The sequence below is a fragment of the Pectobacterium odoriferum genome, assembly GCF_009931295.1.
GTDB classification, from domain to species: Bacteria; Pseudomonadota; Gammaproteobacteria; order Enterobacterales; family Enterobacteriaceae; genus Pectobacterium; species Pectobacterium odoriferum.
The window spans coordinates 1256823-1279055 of the sequence record NZ_CP034938.1; the positions used below are offsets into that span (position 1 = coordinate 1256823).

Genomic DNA, 22233 nt, shown 5'->3' on the forward strand with positions numbered 1-22233 from the left:
CGGCCTGCCTGAAGACACCTAATTTAGGGTCTGCGCAGGCCGTGTTGTTGATGGCATCAGTTTTTTATGGACAGGAAGAGTATTTTGACTACTGACACTCATACTCTGAATATTGAAGAGATTTTAGAATTATTACCGCACCGTTTCCCGTTTTTGCTGGTTGATCGGGTACTGGATTTTGAAGAAGGGAAGTTTCTGCGGGCGGTGAAAAACGTCTCTTTCAACGAACCCTTCTTTCAGGGGCATTTCCCGGGTAAACCGATTTTTCCCGGCGTGTTGATTCTGGAAGCCATGGCTCAGGCTACCGGTATTCTTGCGTTTAAAAGCGTAGGCAAACTGGAACCGGGTGAGCTGTATTACTTCGCCGCTGTTGACGAAGCGCGCTTTAAGCGCCCAGTACAGCCAGGCGATCAAATGATCCTTGAAGTTGAATTCATCAAAGAGCGTCGCGGCGTTGCGCGCTTTAAAGGTGTTGCCAAAGTTGATGGCGAAGTGGCCTGTGAAGCGTCAATGATGTGTGCTCGCCGTCGGGAGTCCTGATAACGTGATTGATCAAACCGCCTTTATTCACCCTAGTTCGATTGTTGAAGACGGTGCCATTATTGGTGCTGGCGTTCATATTGGCCCGTTCTGCTATATCGGTTCTCAGGTTGAGATCGGTGCGGGGACGGTGCTGAAATCACATGTCGTCGTCAATGGCGTCACTAAAATTGGTCGCGACAACGAAATCTATCAGTTCACGTCAATTGGTGAAGTGAATCAGGATCTCAAATATGCTGGGGAACCGACCCGCGTTGAGATCGGCGATCGTAACCGCATCCGTGAAAGCGTCACGATTCACCGTGGCACAACACAGGGCGGTGGGTTGACTAAAGTCGGTAGCGATAACCTGTTGATGATCAACACGCATATCGCACATGACTGCGTAGTGGGTAGCCGTTGTATTCTGGCGAATAACGCGACACTGGGCGGCCACGTTTCCGTCGATGATTTTGCGATTATCGGTGGGATGACGGCGGTGCACCAATTCTGCATCATCGGTGCCCACGTCATGGTTGGCGGATGTTCCGGTGTGGCGCAAGACGTGCCGCCGTATGTTATCGCTCAGGGTAACCACGCTACGCCGTTCGGCCTGAACATTGAAGGCCTGAAGCGTCGTGGATTCGAAAAAGATACCCTGCACGCGATTCGTAATGCGTACAAGCTTCTCTACCGCAGCGGTAGAACGCTAGACGAAGTGAAACCGGAAATTGAAGCGCTGGCGGCTGAACACCCGGCTGTGCAGGCGTTTACCGATTTCTTTGCCCGTTCTACTCGCGGCATCATTCGTTAATCCATGTCATCACGTCCTTTGACTATTGGGCTGGTCGCCGGAGAAACTTCCGGCGACATCCTTGGCGCAGGCTTGATCCGGGCGCTAAAAGAAAAGGTGCCGGATGCGCGGTTTGTCGGCGTTGCCGGGCCGCGTATGCAGGCCGAAGGCTGTGAAGCCTGGTACGAGATGGAAGAGCTGGCTGTCATGGGCATTGTTGAGGTGCTTGAACGGCTTCCTCGCCTGCTGAAAATTCGGCGGGATTTAACCCAGCGCTTTAGCGAACTTCAACCTGATGTTTTTGTCGGCATTGATGCACCTGATTTCAATATCACGCTAGAGGGTAACCTCAAGCAGCGCGGTATCAATACTATTCACTACGTCAGCCCTTCTGTATGGGCATGGCGGCAAAAACGCGTTTTCAAAATAGGTAAAGCGACCAATCTGGTGCTGGCTTTTTTGCCTTTTGAAAAAGCGTTTTACGATCGTTTCAATGTGCCCTGTCGCTTTATCGGTCATACTATGGCCGATGCAATGCCGCTGCATCCCGATAAACTGGCAGCACGCGCGACGTTGGGTATTGCGCCTGATGCGCATTGTCTCGCGCTGTTGCCGGGCAGTCGCGGTGCAGAAGTTGAAATGCTTAGCGCTGATTTTCTCAATACGGCTGTGCTACTGCGCCAGCATTTTCCCGATCTGGAAATCGTGGTTCCGCTGGTCAACAGCAAGCGGCGTGAACAGTTCGAGCGGATAAAAAGTAGTGTGGCGCCCGATCTGCGTGTGCATCTGCTGGACGGGCAGGCGCGTGAAGCCATGATTGCCAGTGATGCAGCACTATTGGCATCCGGCACGGCAGCGCTGGAGTGCATGCTGGCTAAATGCCCGATGGTTGTCGGTTATCGCATGAAGCCTTTTACCTTCTGGCTAGCGCAGCGCTTGGTCAAAACGCCGTGGGTGTCGCTACCGAATTTGCTGGCTGGGCGCGAACTGGTGACGGAATTGCTACAGACCGATTGTACGCCGGATAAGCTGGCTGCTGCGTTACTGCCGCTGTTTGCCGATACGGAAGAAATGGCTGAGCTACGCACGACGTTTGTGGATTTGCATCAGCAGATCCGCTGTAACGCGGATGAGCAGGCGGCTCAGGCGGTACTGGAATTAGTAAAGCCATGTTAGTAAAACCATCCAATAAAACCATGAGTGAAATTTTTATCTATCCGCAGGCGACCTGTATCGCTGGCGTTGATGAAGTGGGCCGTGGCCCTCTGGTTGGCGCAGTCGTAACGGCTGCGGTGATTCTTGATCCAACTAGGCCAATTGTCGGGTTGGCGGATTCCAAACAGCTGAGTGAAAAACGTCGGCTGTCGCTCTATGATGAAATCAAAGAGAAGGCGCTGGCGTGGAGCCTTGGTCGTGCGGAACCGGAAGAGATTGATCAACTGAATATCCTGCATGCTACGATGTTGGCAATGCAGCGTGCGGTGGCTGGATTAGCTATCGTGCCTGATTTTGTTCTCATTGACGGCAACCGTTGCCCGGCATTGCCGATGTCCGCTCAGGCGGTCGTTAAAGGGGATAGCCGTGTGGCAGAAATCAGCGCGGCCTCGATTATGGCGAAAGTCACTCGCGATCGTGAGATGGTCGAGTTGGATCAACGCTTCCCCGCTTATGGTTTTGCCCAACACAAAGGCTATCCAACGGCTTTTCATCTGGAGAAACTGGCCGCACTGGGTGCCACTGAGTTTCACCGTCGGAGCTTCGCGCCAGTCAAACGTGCATTAGGTCTGGCGTAAACATCATCATTAACTCTCGGTGTGGCGTGCGCGCGTAAGCGTGTCGTTGCCATGCTGACTAATCGATAAATTCTGGGATCTGGAGATGGCCGAACCACGTTTTGTTCACCTGCGTGTTCATAGTGACTATTCCATGATCGATGGGCTGGCCAAAGTCGGTCCGCTGGTAAAAAAAGCGGCGGCACTCGGCATGCCAGCGCTGGCGATTACCGATTTTACCAACCTGTGCGGGCTGGTTAAATTCTATGGCGGCGCGCATGGCGCGGGAATCAAGCCCATTATCGGCGCAGATTTCTGTGTCGAAAGCGACGAATTGGGTGATGAGCTCGCGCATCTTACCGTTCTGGCAATGAATAATGCTGGCTACCAGAATCTCACGCTGCTGATTTCCCACGCTTATCAGCGAGGTTATGGTGCAGCCGGGCCGACGATTGACCGGGATTGGCTGATTGAGCATCAGGAAGGGCTGATTTTACTGTCTGGCGGTCGCCGTGGTGATGTCGGTCGGTTTTTGCTGCGCGGTAACCAGACGCAGGCCGAACAGTGTCTGGCCTTCTATCAGGAACACTTCCCCCAGCGTTACTATCTGGAACTGATCCGCACGTCCCGCCCCGATGAAGAAAGCTATTTGCACGCGGCCGTCGAGCTGGCGACGAAGCACGGGATTCCCGTGGTGGCAACCAATGAAGTGTGCTTTATCAGCACCGATGATTTTGACGCTCACGAAATCCGCGTAGCGATTCACGACGGCTACACGCTTGATGACCCTAAACGTCCGCGTAATTACAGCCCGCAGCAGTACATGCGCACCGAAGAGGAAATGTGCGAGCTCTTTGCGGATATCCCCGAAGCGCTGACGAACAGCGTTGAAATTGCCAAGCGCTGTAACGTAACGATTCGTCTGGGTGAGTATTTCCTGCCGCAGTTCCCGACGGGCGACATGAGCACGGAAGATTTTCTGGTTCAGTGCTCGAAAAAGGGTCTGGAGGAGCGTCTCGAATTTCTGTTCCCCGATCCGGAAGTACGCGCTGAACGTCGGCCTGAATATGATGAGCGTCTGGACATTGAACTGGGCGTAATCAACCAGATGGGGTTCCCCGGCTACTTCCTGATCGTCATGGAATTTATCCAGTGGTCGAAGGATAACGATGTGCCTGTTGGGCCGGGACGTGGTTCCGGTGCGGGTTCGTTAGTAGCCTACGCGCTGAAAATCACCGATCTGGATCCGCTGGAATTCGACCTGCTGTTCGAACGTTTCCTCAACCCTGAACGTGTCTCCATGCCCGACTTCGACGTCGATTTCTGCATGGAAAAACGCGACAAGGTCATCGACCACGTCGCGGAAATGTACGGGCGTGATGCGGTATCGCAGATTATCACCTTCGGTACGATGGCGGCGAAAGCGGTGATTCGTGACGTAGGGCGCGTGCTCGGGCACCCTTATGGGTTTGTCGATCGCATTTCAAAACTGGTGCCGCCCGATCCGGGCATGACGCTGGAAAAAGCGTTTGCCGCCGAACCGCAATTGCCGGAAATTTATGAAGCCGATGAGGAAGTTAAGGCCCTCATCGATATGGCACGCAAGCTCGAAGGGGTAACGCGTAACGCTGGTAAACATGCGGGTGGGGTGGTGATATCCCCCACCAAGATTACCGATTTCGCACCGCTGTATTGCGATGCGGAAGGGAACCATCCGGTTACCCAGTTTGATAAGAACGACGTGGAATATGCCGGGCTGGTGAAGTTCGACTTCCTTGGCCTGCGTACGCTGACCATCATCGACTGGGCGCTGGGGATGATTAACGCCCGTCGCGCGAAGCAAGGGCAGGAGCCGATTGATATTGCGGCGATTCCGCTCGAAGATAAGAAAAGCTTCGACATGCTGCAACGCTCGGAAACCACCGCGGTATTCCAGCTTGAATCGCGCGGCATGAAAGACCTGATCAAACGTCTTAAGCCCGACTGTTTTGAAGATATGATCGCACTGGTGGCGCTGTTCCGCCCCGGCCCGCTGCAATCCGGCATGGTAGATAACTTTATTGACCGTAAGCATGGTCGTGAAGCGATCTCGTATCCTGATATCGAATGGCAGCACGAGTCACTCAAACCTGTGCTGGAGCCGACCTACGGCATTATCCTGTATCAGGAACAGGTCATGCAGATTGCGCAGGTTCTGGCGGGTTATACGCTGGGCGGCGCGGACATGCTGCGTCGTGCGATGGGGAAAAAGAACCCAGTCGAAATGGCGAAGCAACGTGGTGGCTTCGAAGATGGTGCCAAATCTCGCGGCGTGAACGGTGAACTGGCGGTTAAGATTTTCGACCTGGTGGAAAAATTCGCCGGTTACGGCTTTAATAAATCTCACTCCGCGGCTTATGCGCTGGTGTCTTACCAAACGCTGTGGCTGAAAGCGCATTATCCGGCAGAATTCATGGCGGCGGTGATGACGGCCGATATGGACAACACGGATAAAGTGGTCGGTCTGGTTGATGAATGTTGGCGGATGGGGTTAAAAATCCTGCCCCCGGACATCAACAGCGGGCTATATCACTTCCACGTTAACGACGATGGCGAGATTGTTTATGGCATCGGCGCGATTAAAGGTGTGGGGGAAGGCCCGATTGAGGCGATTATCGAAGCGCGTAATCAGGGCGGCTATTTTAGAGAGCTGTTTGACCTCTGTGCGCGTACCGACATTAAAAAGCTGAACCGCCGCGTGCTGGAAAAGCTGATTATGTCTGGGGCATTCGACCGTCTGGGGCCGCATCGCGCCGCGCTGATGAATTCATTGCCTGATGCGCTGAAGGCTGCCGATCAGCATGCGAAAGCGGAAGCCATTGGTCAGGTGGATATGTTCGGTGTGCTGGCCGATGCGCCTGAACAGGTTGAGCAATCCTACAGTACGGTGCCGCCGTGGCCGGAGCAGGTGGTGCTGGATGGTGAACGGGAAACGCTGGGGCTGTATCTGACCGGCCACCCGATCACGCAATATATTAAGGAAATTGAACGCTATGCCGGTGGCGTGCGTTTGAAAGATATGCACCCGACGGATCGGGGTAAAATGACCACTGCCGTTGGGCTAGTGTTGGCGGCTCGCGTCATGGTCACCAAACGGGGTAACCGTATTGGTGTCTGTACATTGGACGATCGTTCCGGTCGTCTTGAGATCATGCTGTTTACCGATGCATTGGAAAAATATCAGCATTTACTTGAGAAAGACCGTATTCTTATCGCCAGTGGACAGGTCAGCTTTGATGACTTCAGCGGCGGGCTTAAAATGACCGTCCGAGAGTTAATGGATATCAGTGAAGCGCGGGAAAAATACGCGCGCGGGCTTGCTATCTCGCTGACTGACAGGCAAATTGATGACCAGCTATTAAACCGTCTCCGCCAATCGTTGGAACCCCATCGATCGGGGACGATCCCAGTGCATCTCTATTACCAGCGTGAAGATGCGCGCGCCCGACTACGTTTCGGCGCAGCATGGCGTGTAACGCCTGCCGATGCGCTACTGAACGAGCTGCGCACATTAGTGGGTAATGAGCAGGTGGAACTGGAATTTGACTAATATAGGAATACTATGAGTCTGAATTTTCTTGATTTTGAGCAGCCGATTGCAGAGTTGGAAGCGAAAATTGACTCGCTGACCGCAGTCAGCCGTCAAGACGAAAAATTAGATATTAATCTGGACGAAGAAGTCCAGCGCCTGCGTGAGAAGAGCGTTGAACTGACGCGCAAAATCTTCGCCGATTTGGGTGCCTGGCAGGTTGCGCAATTAGCGCGCCATCCGCAACGTCCTTATACGCTTGATTATATTAAGCATATCTTTACCGACTTTGATGAATTGGCTGGCGATCGTGCCTATGCTGATGATAAAGCCATTGTCGGCGGGATTGCCCGTCTGGATGGGCGTCCGGTGATGATCATTGGTCATCAGAAAGGACGTGAAACCAAAGAAAAGATTCGCCGTAATTTCGGCATGCCTGCACCGGAAGGCTATCGCAAAGCGCTGCGCCTGATGGAAATGGCCGATCGCTTCAAGATGCCGATCATCACCTTCATCGACACGCCGGGCGCTTATCCGGGCGTTGGCGCAGAAGAACGTGGTCAGTCTGAGGCTATCGCGCGCAACCTGCGTGAAATGTCGACGTTGCGTGTGCCAATCATCTGTACCGTTATCGGCGAGGGTGGCTCCGGTGGTGCGTTGGCTATCGGCGTGGGTGACAAGGTCAACATGCTGCAGTACAGCACCTACTCGGTTATTTCACCGGAAGGCTGTGCGTCTATCTTGTGGAAGAGTGCAGATAAAGCGCCGCTGGCGGCGGAAGCGATGGGCATCATTGCGCCGCGTCTGAAAGAGCTGAAACTGATCGATACCGTGATCCCTGAGCCGTTGGGTTCTGCGCATCGTAATGTCCCGGTGATGGCAGAGTCTTTGAAAGCACAGTTGCTGGCCGATCTGCTTGATCTCGATGGCCTGACTGAAGAAGAACTGTTGAACCGCCGTTATCAGCGTTTGATGAATTATGGTTACTGCTGATAAGGTGATTGTCTGATTGATGTATTATTAATCAGTCGATTCTGGCGTTACCTTGAAAATCCGTTGTCAGAAATGACAGCGGATTTTTTGCTATGAGGGTTTGAAGCATGCTGAAGCTGCTCGATGTCCATCACATTGCGGTTATTGCCTCTGACTATGAACGCAGTAAGGCGTTTTATTGTGATGTGCTAGGGTTTACGTTGAACAACGAGGTCTACCGTGAAGCACGGCAGTCGTGGAAAGGGGATCTCTCGCTGAATGGGCGTTATACCATTGAGCTCTTTTCTTTCCCCCATCCACCTGCGCGCGTGAGCCGCCCGGAAGCCTGTGGACTACGCCACCTAGCTTTTGCGGTGGCTGACATTGAACAAGCCGTCGCCTCGCTGGAGCAGGCTGGCGTTATCTGTGAACCTGTCCGGATAGATCCTGAAACGCAGCAGCGCTTCACCTTTTTCTCCGACCCTGACGGCTTGCCTCTAGAACTGTATGAGATCTGATACCGTGGATTGCACCGAATCTGATGATGGATTACTCCAGACGATCGTGACGCAAACAGCCGGATGCGAGTCGATCCTGTTGGCTTACAGCGGCGGTCTGGACTCTAGCGTGCTATTGCATCTGCTGGTGGTTCTGCGTCAGCGTTCTGGGCTACCCATTCGTGCGGCTTATATTCATCATGGTTTAAATCCGCTGGCCGATAGCTGGGCTGAACATTGTCGTCAGCAGTGTGAACGCTGGCAGGTGCCCTTTACCTCGTTGTCGGTGACGGTTGAAGCGCAGAACGGCGGTATCGAAGCTGCGGCCAGAACGGCACGTTATCAGGCTTTGCAAGCGCATCTGCAAGACGGGGAAACCTTGTTGACGGCGCAGCATCTTGATGATCAAAGCGAAACTTTTTTACTGGCGCTTAAACGCGGCAGTGGGCCTGCCGGATTATCTGCGATGGCGGCTAGTACTCTTCTCGGTAACAGTACAACGCTCGGTCAGCATCGTCTTGTGCGTCCGCTGTTAGGCATTTCTCGCTTGCAGTTGGAAGCGTATGCGCAGCGGCATCAGCTTGGCTGGATTGAAGACGACAGCAATCAGGATGAACGTTTCGACCGTAATTTCCTACGTCGCCAAATCTTACCGCGATTGACGCAGCGCTGGCCGCATTTCCCCTCCGCTGTGGCACGTAGTGCCCAGCTTTGTGCCGAACAGGAACAACTGCTCGATGAGCTGCTGGAGGAGTCATTGCAGGCGCTATGCCAGACGGATGGTGCGTTGAGCATTGACGGTCTGGCGCCGCTAAGCCCGGTGCGTCGTTTTGCGCTACTGCGGCGCTGGCTGGCGCAGCAAGGGGCGATGATGCCCGCGCGTGAACAGCTACAGCGACTCTGGGATGAAGTCGCCACGAGCCGTCAGGATGCGGAACCGGTATTGCAACTGAATCAGATGCAGGTCCGCCGTTTTCGGCAGTATCTCTATCTGCTGCCGCTGATGCCGTCACTCAAAGACCGCATTATCCCGTGGCCATCGCCGTCATGCTCGTTGTCGCTACCCGATAATCTGGGCACGCTGTCGCTGGCCGATAGCGGAGTGGCGATTCGCGCACCGGAAAACGGTGAGGTGGTGAGTATTCGCTTTTCGACCAGTGGAACCGTGCATATTGTTGGCAGAGCCCACGGACGGCAAATCAAAAAACTCTGGCAGGAGCTAAATGTTCCGCCTTGGTGGCGCGACCGTACACCGTTGGTGTTTTACAACGAGCAACTGATTGCGGCCGTGGGGCGATTTGTCACGCGAGAAGGGCAGGCGAAAGAGAACCAGCCGGCGTGGTACATGACTTGGGAAAAAAAAGCCTGAGGGAAAAACTGAAGTTGGCAGGCCCAGAATAAAAACGGACAACCTGCGTTGTCCGTTTTGGAAGCATTTATTCAGCGTTTGCCGCTAAATGAAAGGAGAAGTCTGTCAGGACTCGCTGACGACGACCTTCCCGATTTCAGGGTGACTGAAACTGACGATGTAATCGAGACGCAGTTCGCGTGTTGTTCCAGAGGCTTCAATAACCAGATACTCAACCTGCTTACGTGAGATCATGTCACTGGCTTTACCGGTCACAACTTCACCATTACGTAGTTCCAGCGTCAGCGTCAAATTCTGCTGACAAGTGGCTTCCAGGCTGTCGTAATCATCACAGTTGATGGGTTGATATTCATTACTCATTGACATAATCACTCACCAATAAGTTAGCGGCGGCAAAAGCGGCCTGTTCCCTGACGGAGGATGGCAACGCATCATTCGCGGCAATGCCATCCAGGGTTTTCAAAACACAACCCAGCGAATCGGGTATATAGCCCAGATCGCCACTGGCGATCTCTGCGTATAAGCGACGTACTAATTCACAGTATTCTTGCACTATATCCTCCCTTGAAAGCTTAGCTCGGTAGATATTTATGCATCATCACTAGCTGCATTGCGCGATGTTGTAAGCCTACGAAGATAAACTCTATTTATCAAACCGACTATAGCATAGGCACTAACAGGATATCAGTAGTCCTTAGAGGCCTAATCTATCGGTTACGTGGCAGATATCACCTTTACTGTGAGGATGGCGCTAACTCAAGTAAACTAGGAGGGAATAAATACGAGGTCACTGATGGCATTAAAAGCAACAGTTTACAAAGCAGCAATCAATATTGCCGATATGGATCGGAATTTTTTTCACGATGCGAACCTGACGATAGCGCAGCATCCTTCTGAAACCGAGCAGCGCATGATGCTGCGGCTTTTAGCGTGGATCTGTCATGCTGATGAAAACCTGCGCTTTACTAAAGGACTCAGCGCAGATGACGAACCGGAAATCTGGCGACGTAACGATACGATGGAGCTAGAACTGTGGATTGAGCTAGGTCTGCCGGATGAAAAACGGCTCAAGAAAGCCTGCAACCAGTCGCGTTCCGTCGTGTTGTATGCTTACAGCGAGCGTGCGGCACAGGTTTGGTGGAGTGCAATATCCGGCAAAGTCTCTGGGTACAAGAATCTGGCTATCCGCTTTTTGGATGATAATCAGCTGGCTCAGCTTGCCGGACTGGTTCAGCGCACGATGTCATTGCAGGCAACGATACAAGAAGGCACGATCTGGTTGTCTGACGATAAGAATAGTCTTGAAATAGCATTTTCTGAGTGGAAAATTCCTCAGACTCAGGGATGATAGCAGATTGGATATATTCCAGATCGTTGAGTAAGAACGATAAAAATAGGGCAGAGACGGCAGGAAAATAATGATGAAAAAACTGGCTATCGGTGTGCTGTTGATTGCAGGAATTTCTGGGTTGATCGGGTGTCATACCCGTTCACAAGTTCAGGAAAAACCCCTTAAACCAATGGCGCAAAGTTATCGTGGCGTTTTACCCTGCGCGGACTGCGGAGGGATTGATACGTCACTGTTTTTGGAAAAAGACGGGACTTTTGTTTTGCGTGAAGAGTATCAAACGACGCGAGAGGGCAACAACACGTTTGCTTCCTATGGGCAATGGCGACGCACCGCAGACAAGCTGGTGTTGACGGATAGCGCGGGCGAAAAACGTTACTTCCGCCCAGTTGATAACTCCCTTGAAATGCTGGATCAACAAGGATTGCCCATCAATTCTTCTCTCCCTCGCCAACTGACGGTGACTGAACAGCCGTTGCCAAATACGCCGATGTTGATGAAAGGAATATATCGTTACATGGCAGATGTCGCGACGTTTTCTGATTGTGCTACGGGAAAAACATTTGTCATGGAGGATAACGTTGCGCTAGAAAGACAATATTTTCGGGTGAGAACCAGCGCGGGTGAGCCCGTATTGTTGGTTTTAACCGCCCATTTCGCCATTATTCCATCAATGGAAGAAGGGGAAATGGTCAAAGCCGTCATTCCTGACGAGGGCGGCGATAAGATGCTTATGAGAGCGCGAGAAAACTGTAATTCTAAAATAAATTGACGCAGCATAAAAAAGAAAAGGCACTGATTTTCAGTGCCTTTTTTGTATCGACTCTACGCTAGAGCATTTTCTTTAACTGATACAGCCAGTCCAGCGCCTGACGTGGCGTGAGTGCATCAGGATCGATGGCTTCCAGCGCTTCAATCGCTGGTGACGGCTCATCATTGCTCAGCAGCGCCAACTGCGCGCCGTCAATATGACTGGATGACGCATTATTCGATAACGTTTCCAGCTCTTTCAGTTTCTGGCGTGCGCGCTTAATCACTTCTTTCGGGACACCAGCCAGTGCGGCGACGGCAAGGCCATAACTTTTGCTGGCTGCGCCATCTTGTACGCTGTGCATGAAGGCGATGGTATCGCCGTGTTCGCGCGCATCTAAATGGACATTCACCACCCCTTCCATTTTTTCCGGCAGGGTAGTCAGTTCAAAGTAGTGCGTTGCAAACAGCGTCATCGCTTTGATGCGGTTCGCCAGATTCTCGGCGCAGGCCCATGCCAGCGACAGGCCGTCATAGGTTGAGGTTCCGCGGCCGATTTCGTCCATCAGTACCAGACTGTTTTCCGTGGCGTTGTGCAGGATATTCGCCGTTTCCGTCATTTCTACCATGAAGGTAGAGCGGCCAGAGGCCAGATCGTCTGCCGCACCCACACGAGTGAAAATACGGTCGACGGGGCCAATGACTGCCTGATCCGCAGGCACAAAGCAGCCGATGTGGGCCATCAGCACAATCAATGCGGCCTGACGCATATAAGTACTTTTACCGCCCATGTTGGGGCCGGTAATAATCAGCATACGGCGCTGTGGTGCTAGCGACAGAGGGTTAGAGATAAACGGTTCACGAAGCACCTGTTCGACGACAGGGTGACGACCGCCCGTGATTTTGATGCCGGGTTTGTCACTCAGCGTCGGGCAGACGTAATTCAGCGTATCGGCGCGTTCGGCCAGATTCGTTAGAACATCCAGTTCGGCCAACGCGGCTGCACTTTGCTGAAGCTCGGCTAGATGAGGCAGCAGCAGGTCGAAAAGCTCATCGTAAAGCGCTTTTTCCAGCGCCAGCGCCTTGCCCTTCGAGGTCAAAACCTTGTCTTCGTACTCTTTCAGCTCGGGAATGATATAGCGTTCGGCATTTTTCAGCGTCTGGCGGCGCACATAGTGAATCGGCACCAGATGGCTTTGACCACGGCTGACCTGAATGTAATAACCGTGCACGCCGTTGAAGCCGACTTTCAGCGTATCAAGTCCCAGCTTTTCACGTTCACGAATTTCCAGACGGTCCAGATAATCGCTGGCACCGTCAGCCAGTGCACGCCACTCATCCAGCTCTGCATGGTAGCCCGTTGCGATAACACCGCCGTCGCGTACTAGCACGGGCGGTGCTTCGACAACCGCGCGTTCCAATAAATCACGTAGCTCATCAAATTGCCCAATCAGGCTGACCAGACGGCGCACGGAATCGGTATCCAGCGGCGCAAGCTGTTCACGAATATCGGGAAACTGTTGGAAAGCGTGGCGCATACGTGCCAGATCGCGCGGGCGTGCCGTGCGTAACGCGAGCCGCGCCAGAATACGCTCCAGATCGCCAACCTGGCGCAGATAGGGTTGCAGGTCGGGTGTGATGTTCTGCAACGCGCTGATAGCCTGCTGGCGCTGTTTGAGCGCCTCCATATCGCGGCTGGGCATATGAATCCAGCGCTTCAGCATTCGGCTGCCCATTGCCGTCACGGTGCAGTCCAGCACCGCGGCCAACGTATTTTCCACTCCGCCAGACAGATTCTGCGTCAGTTCAAGGTTACGGCGGGTGGCTGCATCCATGATGATGCCGTCTTGCTGGCGTTCCATCGTAATGCCGCGAATATGCGGCAGTGAGGTGCGCTGGGTGTCTTTCGCGTATTGCAGCAAACATCCGGCGGCTCGCAGTGCGAGTTTTGCCTGCTCTACACCAAAGCCGGTCAGATCGCGGGTGCCAAATTGCAGGTTGAGCTGCTGACGCGCCGTATCAGGTTCAAATTCCCACAGCGGACGACGGCGAAGCCCATGGCGATTTTCGATCAAATCCATGGACTCAAAGGATTCTGGGTAGAGCAATTCCGCTGGGTTAGTGCGCTGCAATTCGGCCGCCATGGTTTCACGATCGGCGGGTTCACTTACGCGAAAGCGTCCAGAGCTGATGTCCAGAGTGGCATAACCGAATCCCCGACCGTCCTGCCAAATCGCTGCCAGCAGGTTATCCTGTTTTTCCTGCAATAGCGCTTCGTCGCTGATGGTTCCCGGCGTGACGATACGGACAACTTTGCGTTCTACCGGACCTTTACTGGTGGCAGGATCGCCAATCTGTTCGCAGATAGCGACGGATTCGCCCATTTGCACCAGCCTGGCAAGGTAGTTTTCAACGGCATGGTGAGGAACGCCTGCCATTGGTATCGGTTCCCCTGCGGAGGCACCGCGCTTCGTCAGCGAGATATCCAGTAGTTGAGAAGCCCGCTTGGCATCGTCATAGAACAGCTCGTAAAAATCGCCCATGCGGTAAAACAGCAGGATTTCCGGATGTTCAGCCTTTAACCTAAAGTACTGTTGCATCATCGGCGTATGGGCAGTGAAGTCCTTCTCTGTGGCTTCATTCATATTGATTTTACTCAGTCTTAACGCTTTTGTTCGTTCAGGGGATGGCGCTGGTTTTGATGAAAAACCTTACGGATGGCTCATCACCTGAGCATTGAAATGGAATGCCAGAAGTATACTGGCTGGCAGATGAAAAACATCACCTGCGAGTGCGTTATCTTACCATTGATGGCTGCGATTTGGCGTCAGAGCGACGTTACCAGACTGAAACGGAGATGCGTATCCGATTTTTCCACTATTGCTTAAGCGCGCGAGGCGGCTCGCAAGTTTTCCTGAAGGATTAAGTCAATAAAGCGGAGGTTGGATGCAATCTGGGAGCAAGCAATGCTGCTGAGCTTATAATGGGTGACATTTTGCCTAATGCTGCAGTCATTCATAGGGTAAGATTGCCGTAGTAAAAGAACAACCAATCAAGGGAATGGATGATGGATAAAAGAGCACTACCCTTAAAATCAGGGCTGACTGTCAGGGAGCTACTTCGCCTGAAAAATAATTATGTCTATGTAAAAAGTGATGGTTTTAAATTTAATACCCCAGCGAAGAAAGCCGAGTCCTTTGCAGACTATGTTTTTATCGTTACTCGTTTATGCTGGAAAGCAATGTATCTCCCTGTATTTATGAGTCTATTTTTTTCTATTTATGATTTTTATAAAAATGGGAATGTGGTTGCAAGCATAACAGTGTTTTTAGTTCTTTTTTCTATAATTCTTTTTTTCGTATTAAAGGTTGAGAGTAATTATTATAACATACGTCTGATCACGGTTATAAAGTTAATTAAATTTAGATTGATGGTGTTTTTATTTTAAATAATCTGTTGTGTATTATTTTAATGTTTTTTCTTAACTATTAATTTAGTTGTTAACCATGATAAAAATACTGCTATTACCACAAGAGAAATAATTAATGAATCTAAAGATGACTCCGTTATGTTAAATGGGTTGGTTAACCTTGCAATAGATAAGTAAGTTTTTTCAGGCAAGTGCTTAAAAACTATCTCAAATAAAGTTATTATGTATATAATGCTAATTATTATAAATAAAATTATTTTTTTCACTTTATCCCTTCTTCTTATTTCTACCCATATGATGTACCATTTTAAGTAAAGGGATTTTAAAGTCAATTTTTATGAGGTGTAGGATGAACATTGCTTACCTGAAACAAAAAATGCAAGCAGACCGAATTATTGCTCTAAAAATCGAGAATGCGCTTGTGGAAATTAATCAGGACCTCAGGGATACGGCGAACACATTATATTCTGGCGTAGAAAGAGCAAGCTGGTATGGCTCTTGCCTTTTCGATGATTATAAAGATGTTTGTAAGCAGTTAATGACAGAAGATTACAGAATGCTTATTGCTGTTAAGCAAGTATATCTAAGAGAAGATGTTATTCTTGATATGGTCGAGATTTTTTTCAAGAAAAAGCTAAGAAGAATAAGTGAGGAAAAGCAAAACAATATTTTACAGGAGGTCGCAAAAAAATCTGCTGAACATGCCTCGATTAAATTCAGTAAACTGTCCCTTGCTTATGTTCTGGCAAAAATAGTAAGAATGTCGAAGGATTTTAATGATTCCCATACCAAAATTATTAATAAAAGTAGTCTGGCTGTTGTGCAGGTGGGAAGTTTTTATGGGAAAATACAAAAAGCAGTAATGGCAGCAAGACGATTAAAGAATATAGAGCCAGAGTATTATTGGGAGTTATATAATGAAAAAATAGAACTGCTGTATTTTTTAATTGAGCCTGAAATGTCAAAAATAATATATATGACCAATTCAGGATCTTATAATGAAGAAGATGTTGTTTATTTATTAAATCAGGTTTTAAAAAAATGAGATGGGTTATAGAATGGCTTGGTCAGTCTTTTTTTTATCTTGTACCTGTTATTGCCATCGTTCTGGGGGGCATTTTTTTTGTTAGTTTTTTCCCGAACTATGGATTTTATCTCACCGTTGTATGGGTATTTATAGTTGTTTTTTTATATGTGAAATATTCTAAATGGTATTGATAGTGTTTAGAATATTTCACAGTTAAATGTTAATATTTTACTGCTTCCCATAAAATGTATGAATTAGTTCTTGCTACCACATGTTCCCACTCTATAGATGCGAATTTGAAAGAGACACTTTCGTGAGGTTGAACCTCATTATGTGTTAATGAATTCGGATAATGGAATTGTATACCCGTGATAATTGCATCTCTCAGCACCAGTTTAAAATAGAGTTCGTTACCACCGGATTGAGAAGTTCTGTAAAAAAGGAATTCACAGGTTAATTTCTCGTTATCGCTTAATGCCTGTGCAATAAGTGGGGTCGCTTTATCTATTGGTTTTCTTATTTCAACTGGATACAGTGAAACGTTATCTTGTCTTGTTATCTGGTTCATTAACTCATAAACAAAAATCTCATCTTCATGGGAAACCTGATATTTATTGCCTATGGAATCTGCACTTGAACAGCCCGCAGAGATCAGACCTTGTTTGATGCCGGTGAGTTTCAGATAGATCAAATTTGCCATTATTTATTCCTTAACGTTGTCCATAATCCTGCCCCATAAATCCTTTTTCCTTGTGGGAGGGGGAATTTCTGCATTTTTTAATCAATGAGTCAATAGCGGTTATCGTGCGATGTGTATGATTTTAAATGGTTATTTTGATTATAATTATCGTGAAAATTATACATTAATGGGTTTATTTTGGTGAGGCATGCATCGAAAATGTAGACCATAGGTATACTAAAAACCGGTGATAAAAAATTTATTAATTATTTATCAATGAGTAATATATAAAAATCAATACTGTTGCATCATTGGTGTATGGGCAGTGAAGTCCTTCTCTGTGGCTTCATTCATATTGATTTTACTCAGTCTTAACGCTTTTGTTCGTTCAGGTGATGGCGCTGGGTTTGATGAAAAACCTTACGGATGGCGCGTCACCTGAGCATTGAAATGGAATGCCAGAAGTATACTGGCTGGCAGATGAAAAACATCACCTGCGAGTGCGCTATCTTACCATTGATGGCTGCGATTTGGCGTCAGAGCGACGTTACCAGACTGAAACGGAGATGCGTATCCGATTTTTCCACTATTGCTTAAGCGCGCGAGGCGGCTCGCAAGTTTTCCTGAAGGATTAAGTCAATAAAGCGGAGGTCGGATGCAATCTGGGAGCAAGCAATGCTGCTGAGCTTAGTGTTGGATCGCTTACTGCTAAATTAACCAATCTATTTGACGGTATTGAAGCCCGCCAAATAGATTATCTTTATAACGTTATGGCACAGCCAACACCGCGCAATTACACAAGTCATCACTTTCAAAATTGGTTATATCACCCGCCTGCATACCAGGAACAGGGAAGACTCGAACAGTCAGCGGTTTATTTAAGCGAAAAGCCATCGTCCCTGTGTCTCTCATTAAAGCAGAAAGTTTATCAATAGATACATCACCGGGAACAGGAACTGTATCCAACCCAATTCCACAAACAGCGCTGTAAGTCAGCAATGCGCGAATATCAAAATTTGATTTCGCAGATCCATCTGCTAAACCTTGGTCTTCAGTTAATGCAAGCATTAGCCCAGAAAAACCCACTAACTCTGTCTCTTTTACTGATTTAAATACCTTAGTTAATAATCCCGACACTTCGACAGTGCCTGATGCACCAAAGTATTCGACCCCCATCTGTTCATAGACTTCGGCCATACTGGCACAATTTTTAGAGGGTGCTGCCGAACTATCGAAACCTGAAAACTTAAATGGAAAATCTATTTTTGCATGGGTAATAATGTGTTGAATTTCGGAGATATGGTACTGAAGGGCTGTGCTCAGTACGGTATAATAATTACTGAAAAGTTCATTATGTTTTCTTTTATCTATCTCTTTATTGAAGGTTTTTAATGTATTAACCAGTAGGTCGGGGGTTTCAAGACCAATAACAAAGCAATCCCCTAATTCTTTTTTATGATATCCAGCCGGAAAGTAAGGGATCAGCGGTTTACAATTGAAATTGACTGTGAAGTTAAAATTCCCCTCTCCTCGTGGAGTTATCACACTGATTTTTTTTACACATGAGGCGGCAATTCTAATGAGCTCATTGTCGACAATACCATAATCATCTAAGGGGACATTAACACAGGCATTGCACAAATCGCCAAACTCATTGATGAGTTCAGGAAGCATCTCAATTTCTTTTGCTGTTTTTGCTTCACCAATAGCAAACCTTACTCTTATTCCTGACTGATTATTGTGAGCCAGTAATTTGCTAATATAGTGTAAATCAGCTCGGGCATTCTCTATACTGCTTAGGTCGAGATATTCCCCAAATGGATTGGTAACAATACGAATGGACTGTACCATGTAGTGGTGATGTTGAAACTCCTCCGTTAAATCTGATAAAAATTGTGAGGCTTTATTAATTTCTTTCTGCCAACCCTCTTTATCGCGACTTAATGATAGAAATGTTGTTACAGTCCGTATTTTACAAAGTGCTTTCTCTTTATAATCCACAAGATTTTCCCCAGAAAAAAGTGCCGTACATTGAGTGGTTCTGTCGTATCATCCTACTCGGCGTGGCAAGACAAATACAATGATATTTTATGTACATGGTGACATGTCTTGCTTCCTTATACTACGCGTTAATGTGTATTAGCCGTGACGGGGTTTGACTTATGACCTTAAAAGATAGCATGTTGCCAGTTTTGATATGGGGGCGAGCCCTTAGACAAAACATGAGGTAACCCCCATGTTGGGTACTCACCATTACGTTATCAAAAATAAAGTCAGTTATTCTTAATTTGGCTGATGATGGGGTGAAAAGTATGCGTATCCGACTTTTTCACAATGCCTTAAGTGCGCGAGGCGGCTCGCAAGTCTATCTATTAAATAAGTGATGCCTCGCGCTGAGGATTTATTCTGTGCGTGATTCAATGTCCTGAACTTTCCGCCAACTGGGTAGGTTTTTTAGGCACTTTGAATAGCGTTGAATGTTCGGGAATCGTTCTCTAGGAACGAGTCGTTCTACGACGGTATTAATAACGAAGCCCAGCATAATATCCGCACCGCTCAATTTATTGCCCACGATAAATTCCTTTGCAGACAGCATATCGTCTAAAAATGAAAAGATTTTCTCGAATTCGTTGTCGGCGTAGCCTTCAAGGAAATTCAGCGTGGTGCCTGTATTCTTTTCAAACTCGCCAAAGATCTTCAATAACACCGGCAGCATGGCGGAGCTTTCCGCAAAGTGTATCCACTGAAGATAATCAATGTATTCGGCCTCGCTTACATCTGGAGCCAGATGTTTGGCATGGCGATTGATCAGGTATTCAACGATAGCGCCGGATTCTGCGATGATCTTGCCATCTTCTTCAATCAACGGCGATTTACCCAAAGGGTGTATCGTTCTTAATGAGGCTGGTGCTAAATGCGTTTTTTCATCCCGCTGGTATCTGACCAGTTCATAAGGTATCCCCGCTTCTTCAAGCAACCAGAGGATACGAATAGACCGTGAATTATTAAGATGATGCAATGTTAATCCCATATTATTTTTCCTTAAATTCTGATGGATCGTGCGAGTCGCCATGATGTGGTTCCCTCCGCCTATATGGGTTCCATGTCATACAGGCAGAGTAGCGGTTCCGGTGGTTCACGGCCAACAAGGCTATTTTTGAGGGGACATAAATATTTTTATGAGATAATGGCGGCCATGAATGATGGACAAAAACATGACCTGCGGCTACCGCACCACGCGCATCGGCTGGCCTGATACGGGGGCGACGTGTATCTTTGCCTGAGAGGATGCGCATAATCTGACAGTTATCGATGCTTTAACATCAGAATTATTTGAGGTAATGCTACATGACTGGGAAGTGTTGTGTGCTATGTTGGATTTCTCATAATGATGATGCGTCGCTCCCATGAAAAAAAGCCTGCTAGCCTATTTTCAAACGCTCTATTTTAAGAAAAGCTTTTTTTTATTATCCTCCAGTCTGTTTTTTACTTTGGTTGCGCTTTTTGCTTTAGTGCTTACGGTTTACTCGACATTTTCGCTCAGGCAGTTTGAACGGGAAGTGGATGATTTTTCTACAGTCACGGTTGAACATGCCGGAAAAATCATTCTACAGGCGACCTCCGCACTCGATATTTTAGAAAAAAAGTTCCCACCTTATTGTGATAATCCGCATCTAGATTTATTGCGTAAAATTGCTTACGACAATGATTATATCCAAGATGTGATATATATCGATGGGAATCGGCCGCGTTGTTCTTCGATGCTGAGTGAAATATATTCTATATTTCTTCCAGTCCCCGATTTTCTCTATAAAGACGTCTATGACATCTGGTATAAAATTGAAAATCCGCTGAATAAAAATAAGCCGATGATTTATGTCGGCGCAACGCGTCATCTTGTGGTGCTAAATCCACGTTCATTTCTGGATGTTCCCTCCTATAGCTATAATATCCAATACGCATTACTGGAGAAAAATAAGCAGGATGGGCGGGTTATTCTGTCCGATTTGATGAGTGGGAATATATATTCTCGTTTGACCACTGGGGAAAATAACCCCGATAGATTTTATATTGACGATAAATATTATGTCCTGGAACCACTACCGAATAGCGATCTTGCTTTGGTGGTCAGGGCGGATAAACCTGCGAAATTTTCATTCTACCTAACGATTTTTTTCTCTGCGTTGCCTATTTTTATGTTGATTTCCCTGATGCTGCCAGAGGTTATCTCCAGAAAATTTCTGACCATTCAAAGCCCGCGCTATGTTCTCAATCAGGCGCTGGAGCAAAAAGAGTTTGAATTGCATTATCAGCCGATTATTAAATTGGATACCGCTCAGGTCGTGGGATGTGAAGCGCTGATACGCTGGCGTCATTCGGATGGTCACCTGATTACGCCAGACTCTTTTATTCCCATGATTCGTCAGGTTGGGTTGATGAAAGAGTTAACCTTGTTCGTCATTAATGAGGCGCTACAAACAGCCAGCGTACTGAAAGAAAGTGACCCTGACATGTTTGTCTCCATCAATCTTGAGGCGGCCGAATTTGAGGACATGTCTGTTTTCAATTATCTCGTGGAGCAGGTTGCTGTATATGAACTCGAGGGTGCCAATGTTAATGTCGAATTAACCGAATCATCCATGATTGAACCCCAGAAAGCGGCACCGATGGTGGAGTTATATCAACAAAAAGGCATTGATGTCGCCATTGATGATTTTGGTACCGGCTATTCCGGGCTATCGTATCTTGAGCGGGTAAAAGCCAATAAGCTTAAAATCGACAAGTCCTTTGTTGGGAATATTAGTGACCATTCTCCGACTGATATTGTGCTTTCTCATATTGTCAGCATGGCACATTGCCTTAATCTGAATATCGTTGCCGAAGGGATTGAGACTCCTGCCCAGGAAGCCTATCTGAAAAGCCTTGGCGTCGCCTATGCCCAGGGCTGGCTGTATTCCAAAGCGCTAACGCAAGAAGCATTAATAGCGTTTCTGGCGGCAAGAGATGAAACAGCGGCAGAAGGGCCGTAAAGTCACGATAAACTTGGCTTCACTATCAAAAATGTGCATAAAGGGGTAAAATATCGAAAATAGGGGAGTTACCTAATGATATTTATTACTTTTTTATTGTGAATTTTTCAGGAGTTTATCATGCAACAGTTACCCCATTGTCCGAAATGCAGTTCTGAATATACCTGGCAAGAAGGCGAGATGCTTAACTGCCCTGAATGCGGAAATGAGTGGTCGGCAGCAGGCGATGCGCCAGCGCAGGATGACGGTTTAGTGGTGAAAGATGCCAACGGCAACCTGCTGGCGGACGGCGATACGGTAACGGTCATTAAAGACCTGAAAGTCAAAGGCAGCTCGACACCGCTGAAAATCGGCACCCGTGTGAAGGGCATTCGTTTGGTGGAAGGCGATCACAATATTGATTGTAAGATCGACGGTTTCGGCCCGATGAAGCTGAAGTCCGAGTTTGTGAAGAAAAACTGATTCGGGTGTGATGACAT

General features: G+C 48.3%; 20 protein-coding genes. 14 read left to right on the plus strand and 6 right to left on the minus strand.

Annotated features, from left to right (window positions below; genetic code table 11):
* Positions 1-66 precede the first annotated feature (66 nt).
* The 8 genes from fabZ to tilS all read left to right on the plus strand — a co-directional run bounded on the left by fabZ (position 67) and on the right by tilS (position 9490).
* On the plus strand, positions 67-540 hold the full coding sequence (gene fabZ, locus EO763_RS05605; RefSeq protein ID WP_170309992.1) for a 3-hydroxyacyl-ACP dehydratase FabZ: 474 nt from the start codon (positions 67-69) through the stop codon (positions 538-540).
* 4 nt (positions 541-544) lie between these two features.
* Entirely contained in the window at positions 545-1333 is a 789-nt protein-coding gene (gene lpxA / locus EO763_RS05610; protein ID WP_161528350.1) for an acyl-ACP--UDP-N-acetylglucosamine O-acyltransferase, read from the plus strand.
* A gap of 3 nt (positions 1334-1336) precedes the next feature.
* Positions 1337-2488 carry a lipid-A-disaccharide synthase gene (gene lpxB / locus EO763_RS05615; RefSeq protein WP_161528351.1) on the plus strand — a complete coding sequence of 384 codons (1152 nt, stop codon included), beginning with the start codon at positions 1337-1339 and terminating at the stop codon, positions 2486-2488.
* 20 nt (positions 2489-2508) lie between these two features.
* On the plus strand, positions 2509-3105 hold the full coding sequence (rnhB, locus tag EO763_RS05620) for a ribonuclease HII (protein ID WP_010296431.1): 597 nt from the start codon (positions 2509-2511) through the stop codon (positions 3103-3105).
* An 85-nt stretch (positions 3106-3190) separates the two neighbouring features.
* Positions 3191-6673 carry a DNA polymerase III subunit alpha gene (gene dnaE / locus EO763_RS05625; protein ID WP_039490409.1) on the plus strand — a complete coding sequence of 1161 codons (3483 nt, stop codon included), beginning with the start codon at positions 3191-3193 and terminating at the stop codon, positions 6671-6673.
* Positions 6674-6685: 12 nt separating this feature from the next.
* Positions 6686-7645, plus strand: a complete 960-nt coding sequence (accA, locus tag EO763_RS05630; RefSeq protein ID WP_039490410.1) for an acetyl-CoA carboxylase carboxyl transferase subunit alpha — start codon at positions 6686-6688, stop codon at positions 7643-7645.
* Between the two features lie 107 nt (positions 7646-7752).
* Positions 7753-8142 (plus strand): VOC family protein, encoded by a 390-nt coding sequence (locus EO763_RS05635; protein ID WP_039506377.1) that lies wholly within the window; start codon positions 7753-7755, stop codon positions 8140-8142.
* Positions 8132-9490, plus strand: a complete 1359-nt coding sequence (gene tilS / locus EO763_RS05640; RefSeq protein WP_161528352.1) for a tRNA lysidine(34) synthetase TilS — start codon at positions 8132-8134, stop codon at positions 9488-9490. The genes EO763_RS05635 and tilS overlap by 11 nt, the downstream gene beginning before the upstream one ends.
* Positions 9491-9595: 105 nt before the next feature.
* Here tilS and rof read toward each other — a convergent pair whose 3' ends face one another.
* Together rof and EO763_RS05650 are read right to left on the minus strand one after the other, a co-directional pair.
* Positions 9596-9856: a Rho-binding antiterminator gene (rof, locus tag EO763_RS05645; protein WP_161528353.1), complete on the minus strand. Its 261-nt coding sequence runs from the start codon at positions 9854-9856 to the stop codon at positions 9596-9598.
* Positions 9843-10043, minus strand: a complete 201-nt coding sequence (locus tag EO763_RS05650) for a YaeP family protein (protein WP_010285748.1) — start codon at positions 10041-10043, stop codon at positions 9843-9845. Before EO763_RS05650 ends, rof begins: the two co-directional genes overlap by 14 nt.
* 240 nt (positions 10044-10283) lie before the next feature.
* Between EO763_RS05650 and EO763_RS05655 the strand changes: the two genes are divergently transcribed.
* Positions 10284-10838 carry a YaeQ family protein gene (locus tag EO763_RS05655; protein ID WP_039483887.1) on the plus strand — a complete coding sequence of 185 codons (555 nt, stop codon included), beginning with the start codon at positions 10284-10286 and terminating at the stop codon, positions 10836-10838.
* A gap of 73 nt (positions 10839-10911) precedes the next feature.
* The gene (nlpE, locus tag EO763_RS05660) at positions 10912-11610 is read left to right on the plus strand and encodes an envelope stress response activation lipoprotein NlpE (protein WP_208852006.1); all 699 of its coding nucleotides are present in this window, start codon (positions 10912-10914) and stop codon (positions 11608-11610) included.
* A gap of 58 nt (positions 11611-11668) precedes the next feature.
* On the opposite strand, the gene mutS is transcribed toward nlpE, so the two are convergent.
* Entirely contained in the window at positions 11669-14233 is a 2565-nt protein-coding gene (gene mutS, locus EO763_RS05665; protein WP_208851987.1) for a DNA mismatch repair protein MutS, read from the minus strand.
* A gap of 419 nt (positions 14234-14652) precedes the next feature.
* On the opposite strand from mutS, the gene EO763_RS05670 reads away from it, so the two are divergent.
* On the plus strand, positions 14653-15036 hold the full coding sequence (locus tag EO763_RS05670; RefSeq protein ID WP_161528355.1) for a hypothetical protein: 384 nt from the start codon (positions 14653-14655) through the stop codon (positions 15034-15036).
* A 331-nt stretch (positions 15037-15367) separates the two neighbouring features.
* Positions 15368-16063 carry a hypothetical protein gene (locus EO763_RS05675; protein ID WP_161528356.1) on the plus strand — a complete coding sequence of 232 codons (696 nt, stop codon included), beginning with the start codon at positions 15368-15370 and terminating at the stop codon, positions 16061-16063.
* Positions 16064-16265: 202 nt separating this feature from the next.
* Here EO763_RS05675 and EO763_RS05680 read toward each other — a convergent pair whose 3' ends face one another.
* The 3 genes from EO763_RS05680 to EO763_RS05690 form a co-directional block, all read right to left on the minus strand.
* A complete protein-coding gene (locus tag EO763_RS05680) occupies positions 16266-16745 on the minus strand; it encodes an Hcp family type VI secretion system effector (protein ID WP_161528357.1) in 480 nt (159 codons plus the stop codon).
* Between the two features lie 747 nt (positions 16746-17492).
* Entirely contained in the window at positions 17493-18725 is a 1233-nt protein-coding gene (locus EO763_RS05685; protein ID WP_161528358.1) for a DUF711 family protein, read from the minus strand.
* 400 nt (positions 18726-19125) lie between these two features.
* Positions 19126-19755, minus strand: coding sequence for a glutathione S-transferase family protein (locus EO763_RS05690; RefSeq protein WP_161530347.1), 630 nt, complete (start codon positions 19753-19755; stop codon positions 19126-19128).
* Positions 19756-20131: 376 nt separating this feature from the next.
* On the opposite strand from EO763_RS05690, the gene EO763_RS05695 reads away from it, so the two are divergent.
* Both EO763_RS05695 and EO763_RS05700 read left to right on the plus strand, forming a co-directional pair.
* Positions 20132-21754 carry an EAL domain-containing protein gene (locus EO763_RS05695; RefSeq protein WP_161528359.1) on the plus strand — a complete coding sequence of 541 codons (1623 nt, stop codon included), beginning with the start codon at positions 20132-20134 and terminating at the stop codon, positions 21752-21754.
* A 120-nt stretch (positions 21755-21874) separates the two neighbouring features.
* Positions 21875-22216: a zinc ribbon domain-containing protein YjdM gene (locus tag EO763_RS05700; RefSeq protein ID WP_010296489.1), complete on the plus strand. Its 342-nt coding sequence runs from the start codon at positions 21875-21877 to the stop codon at positions 22214-22216.
* Positions 22217-22233 lie beyond the last annotated feature (17 nt).

Coding starts and splice junctions, on each gene's coding strand:
- accA (WP_039490410.1), top strand. CDS start 6,686: ATGAGTCTGAATTTTCTTGATTTTGAGCAGCCGATTGCAGAGTTGGAA.
- rnhB (WP_010296431.1), top strand. CDS start 2,509: ATGAGTGAAATTTTTATCTATCCGCAGGCGACCTGTATCGCTGGCGTT.
- mutS (WP_208851987.1), bottom strand. CDS start 14,233: ATGAATGAAGCCACAGAGAAGGACTTCACTGCCCATACGCCGATGATG.
- EO763_RS05690 (WP_161530347.1), bottom strand. CDS start 19,755: ATGGGATTAACATTGCATCATCTTAATAATTCACGGTCTATTCGTATC.
- EO763_RS05670 (WP_161528355.1), top strand. CDS start 14,653: ATGATGGATAAAAGAGCACTACCCTTAAAATCAGGGCTGACTGTCAGG.
- EO763_RS05675 (WP_161528356.1), top strand. CDS start 15,368: ATGAACATTGCTTACCTGAAACAAAAAATGCAAGCAGACCGAATTATT.
- nlpE (WP_208852006.1), top strand. CDS start 10,912: ATGAAAAAACTGGCTATCGGTGTGCTGTTGATTGCAGGAATTTCTGGG.
- EO763_RS05700 (WP_010296489.1), top strand. CDS start 21,875: ATGCAACAGTTACCCCATTGTCCGAAATGCAGTTCTGAATATACCTGG.
- EO763_RS05695 (WP_161528359.1), top strand. CDS start 20,132: ATGAAAAAAAGCCTGCTAGCCTATTTTCAAACGCTCTATTTTAAGAAA.
- EO763_RS05680 (WP_161528357.1), bottom strand. CDS start 16,745: ATGGCAAATTTGATCTATCTGAAACTCACCGGCATCAAACAAGGTCTG.
- tilS (WP_161528352.1), top strand. CDS start 8,132: ATGAGATCTGATACCGTGGATTGCACCGAATCTGATGATGGATTACTC.
- dnaE (WP_039490409.1), top strand. CDS start 3,191: ATGGCCGAACCACGTTTTGTTCACCTGCGTGTTCATAGTGACTATTCC.
- fabZ (WP_170309992.1), top strand. CDS start 67: ATGGACAGGAAGAGTATTTTGACTACTGACACTCATACTCTGAATATT.
- rof (WP_161528353.1), bottom strand. CDS start 9,856: ATGTCAATGAGTAATGAATATCAACCCATCAACTGTGATGATTACGAC.
- EO763_RS05655 (WP_039483887.1), top strand. CDS start 10,284: ATGGCATTAAAAGCAACAGTTTACAAAGCAGCAATCAATATTGCCGAT.
- lpxB (WP_161528351.1), top strand. CDS start 1,337: ATGTCATCACGTCCTTTGACTATTGGGCTGGTCGCCGGAGAAACTTCC.
- EO763_RS05635 (WP_039506377.1), top strand. CDS start 7,753: ATGCTGAAGCTGCTCGATGTCCATCACATTGCGGTTATTGCCTCTGAC.